This is a genomic window from Acinetobacter sp. UBA3025 (genome assembly GCF_002367915.1).
In the GTDB taxonomy this organism is placed as follows: domain Bacteria; phylum Pseudomonadota; class Gammaproteobacteria; order Pseudomonadales; family Moraxellaceae; genus Acinetobacter.
Genome location: NZ_DFDO01000163.1, coordinates 1 through 4428, shown reverse-complemented (window position 1 = coordinate 4428; position 4428 = coordinate 1). Strand labels below are relative to the sequence as shown.

Here is a 4428-nt window from a genome sequence, read left to right as displayed (position 1 = left end):
AAGGTCTGAGCCATTATATTGCCGACTTTGATGCTATCCGGGAAATGTGGTTTGAAAAAGGGTTCCTGACGGCCTGGAATTATGCTTTAAATCTGTTTCAGGTCTGGACCAATATGGTTGCAAGCCAGAGCCTGGACAATGAACGGGTAGTGGTGAATTTACGTCACCTGACCGAGATCCTGTGCCAGCAAAGTGAATATTATCAGGGTGCTCAAAAGCTGTATCACTGGTATTTGCGTCAGTTGCAATCACCTTCAGGCAAGGATAACGAAAAAGAGCGAAAACTCTCTGGCGATCATGGGGTACAGCTCTTAACCATCCATGCTTCCAAAGGTCTGGAATTTAAAGTGGTGTTCCTGTTAGGTGCCGATGCACCTTTTGATGTGAATAAAGGAAATCTGAACTTTTCCCTGTCAGCCGCGGAAAATGTACTGGAACAATCCCGGGTGATTGCAGTTAATCATAAGGACTTGCATGAGCAGGCGATTTTGCAAAATGCGGCCCGTAATGCCGCAGAAAATCACCGGCTTTGGTATGTGGCACTGACCCGGGCCAGTCACCGGGTTTATGCCATGCTGCAAGATCAGAGCGGACAGGCGGATTCAGGCCTGGCATTCTGGCGTGGACAAGGTGAGGCGGCCTTTCAGCATGCCCTAAGTCTGCTGGAACAATCTCTGGCTTCTGAGCCGTCTAGAATTGTGGCACAACAGACAGAAGCACCGTTACAGATGCAGGCTCATCCTTTACCAGAGCGACAGTTCTATCCGCGGACCAAAACCAGTTTTACTGCACTGTCACAGCATCTCCCGCATCAGGCAATATTGCAGGATGATCTGGTCATCGCTTCTGAACGTCCGGACAGTGCCGCAGATGAAATGAATCTACTGGAACTGGAACAGCAGATAGCCAGTCAGCCACTGGACTGGATCAGGCTGAATTTTCCAAAAGGCACGGTAGCCGGAACCTTCCTGCACAGTATTTTTGAGCATATCGATTTTCAGGATCGCAGTTACTGGAATCTGGAAATCCGTCGTCGTTTTAAAAATACGGCGCCACAAATCTGGCAGGAACTGAAAGAGAAATTTCATCAGGCCTTTCATATTCGTCCATTGTTACAGCAGGCATTTACCCCGGGCTATCAGACGGCCTGTGTGAATTTACAGACCCTGTTTAGTCAGGTGGCCCGTCAAGGTCAAATGCAGCCGGAGAAATTGCAGCAGAGTATGCAAAAAGTACTCTCCAGCCTGAATTATAAAATCCTGACCGGAATTCGCCTGCATGATCAGAGTGAAGCTTATCGTCAGGAATGGCAGCAGTTTTTCCGTTCCGCTCAAACATTCGATCACTCTGAATGGTTGAACTTCTTAGGGCAGTTTCAACGCTATGTTACAGAACTGGATGATGAACCTTTTATCCTGTTTTTCGAACAGGAAATAGCGCAGATGACGCCTGCTGAGACAGCAGCGCAACTGGATGTAGAAGCCGTTTTTCAGCAGGCATTCGATCATTTCATTGATGAGATGATTGAAGATCTTCTGCTCAATCGGGTTCATGACTGGCTCAAAGAAATTCTGGCTGCACCCCTACAGGAAGACTTCAGCCTGGAGCAGTTGCAGCAAGGTACTTATTTGTCTGAATTCCCGTTTTACCTGTCTTTAACCGATGTGCCGTTACAGATTCGTCAGATCCAGCAACTGTTTGCCGAGCATGATATTCTCATGCCTGATTTTAATGAGGCAAAATCAGCACGCTATCTGACCGGTTCTATCGATTTGGTTTATTTTGATGGCCAGCGCTATCATATTGCCGATTATAAAAGCAATTTTCTCGGGCCGGATCAGCAGCATTACACGGCCGAGGCCATCCAGCAGAATATGACCCACTCCAGTTACTGGCTGCAAGCGGCCTTATATCTGGTGGCATTGCATCGTTATCTAAGCGTGAACATGCAGGGATATGACATGCAGCAGCATCTGGGTGGGGCGACTTATCTGTATTTGCGCGGTATGAATGGTCAGGCTGAACAAGGCGCTTATCACTGGCAGCCTGGTCTGGAATTTATTCTGAAACTGGATGAAATTCTGGGCTATTTTGAGCAGAAAAAATCAGCATAATTTTGATGATTTATAAAATTTTAAGAGTTTAAACAGAAGATTATCCTGTGGATAACTTTGAGGATAACTGTGTGGAAAATGAGCAAATTCACGTGTCTCAGCAATCAGCCCATTTAATGGCCTGGATTGACTATCTATGTCAGCCACCGTTCAGTTCGGCGACCTTTGATGCTGCCGCAAAATTGCTGATTCAGCAGCTCCTTGAAGCGATGCAGGAGGGCAATAGTTGTATTCCGGCCAGTGCCGAGCAAACCGCTCTATTGCATCATCTGGTGCTGGATCGTAGCCAGCAGGCTCAAGGCATTGCACCTTTTATTTTTGAAAACCGGCAGCTGTATTTATACCGCTACTGGCAGCTGGAACAAGCGGTCGCCACCCAGATCGCCCGGATCAAGTCACAAGCCATCACACCAGTAAATTTAAGTGAGCGTGATCGTAACCTCCTGACAGATCCACAGCAAAAGCAAGCGCTGGAAATGGTCGCCAAGCAGGGACTGAATATTATTACCGGTGGGCCAGGAACTGGTAAAACCTACACCTTGGCACATATGATTGCTGTACTACATGAAGCCTTGCCTAATATCCGGATTGCGATGGCCGCTCCGACGGGTAAAGCTGCGCAGCGAATGCAAGAAGCCTTGCAGAAAGCTTTACATAGTGAAAAGTTACAAGCTTTTGAACTGGAGGCTTTAAAGCAGGTTCAACCCGTTACTTTGCACCGCTTACTGGGCTTGGGCCGGTTGGGACGCCCACGGTTTCATGCCAAGCAGCCTTTGCCATATGATGTGATCGTGGTTGATGAAGCATCCATGCTGGACTTAAGCCTGTCACAGATGCTCCTTGCTGCAGTGCCAGATTCAGCCCGCTTAATTCTATTAGGCGATGCAGACCAGCTGGCCTCGGTGGATGTCGGCACTGTACTGGCAGATTTACAGCAGACTTCTGTTCTGGCAGATAATCGGGTCAATTTAATCACGACACGCCGTTTTGCTTCAGGCGCCCGGATTGGTGCGATGGCGCACTTTATCCAGCAGGAACATGTTCCAGCATCGGTTTTAAACCAGTTTGAACAGCAAGTGGTTGCTGCGAGTGAGCTGCAAGCAATTGCACTGGATCAGGTAGAGATTGACCAGTTGCAACTGCAATATCTGCCAGAAATAAACCCAACTACAGGTCTACAGTTAGACCCATATTATGATCAACTGATGTATGGCTATCAGGCCTATGCGGACGCGATCAAGCAGGCTCAAGATCAGGCTGGTTTCGAGCAATATATGCAGCAGGCAATTCAGTACTTTGATCATTACCGGATTCTTACAGCAATCCGGCATGGTGATCTGGGTTTGAATAAAATCAATCAGCAGATTGAACAGCGTTTTCTGGCCAGTGTAGGCAAGTTAAAACAGGGCGACTGGTATACCGGCCGACCAGTGATGATGACTTATAATGATTATCAGCTGGGTCTGTCCAATGGTGATATTGGAATCTGTTTCTGGAGAGAACAACAAGGACAGTCACAATTTGAAGTGTATTTCCCGAATCTGGAAAAATGGGTACTGGCGACACGCTTGCCGAAAAGTATCGAAACGGCATTTGCTTTGACGATTCATAAATCGCAAGGTTCAGAATTTACTCATACGGCTGTAGTACTCGATCAACAGGCCAAAAATTTGCTGAGTAAGGAACTGATTTATACAGCAATTACCCGGGCCAAAAAAGTTGTGAGCTTACTGGTAGATCGCGACGCATTTACACAAGCGCTATGTGTCAGAACCACACGAAAGAGTGGTTTAAGCAGAAAAATACTTGAACAATGCAACAATTTATTGGCAAAAAATAAATAACTTTTGTAGGTAAATGCTTACATGGATTCAGGAAATTGGCGCATGGAGCTTTTACTCGGTTTTTGAGAAGATTGGTCACACAAAAGAACTCAACACGGAAAGTTGGGTATAAATCGCATAATAAGAACAAGAATGTCACCAGACAGCGAACTTACAGTGAAGTAAGTGAAAGAGGAAACTTACAGCCGCTAAGCCTTGTAGTTTTGGGAGAGACTACAAGGCTTTTTTATATCTGCTGTTAATGGAATTTTGCCGTAATCTTATAGTTCAATTAAGTTGGCAGAATAAGTAAATTTAAGTAAATAGCGTAATTAAAAGATATATAAGTGTAATATTTTGCAAATTTCGATGACAATTTTGTACGTAATGGCTTACAGCGAGTGAAGATAAATGCCTCTATGAGCATTTCGACAATATGGCAAAATCTACCACACAAGGAAGTTATTTTTAGTCAGGAAGATTTGAAAATA

At 45.7% G+C, this 4428-nt stretch carries 2 protein-coding genes; both read left to right on the top strand.

What is annotated here, in order from left to right:
- The coding region (locus B4J23_RS06795; RefSeq protein ID WP_291359514.1) for a 3'-5' exonuclease at window positions 1-2114 on the top strand (2114 nt) is incomplete at its 5' end.
- A gap of 71 nt (window positions 2115-2185) precedes the next feature.
- The gene (gene recD, locus B4J23_RS06790) at window positions 2186-3958 is read left to right on the top strand and encodes an exodeoxyribonuclease V subunit alpha (RefSeq protein ID WP_291359512.1); all 1773 of its coding nucleotides are present in this window, start codon (window positions 2186-2188) and stop codon (window positions 3956-3958) included.
- The last annotated feature ends 470 nt before the right edge of the window (window positions 3959-4428 follow it).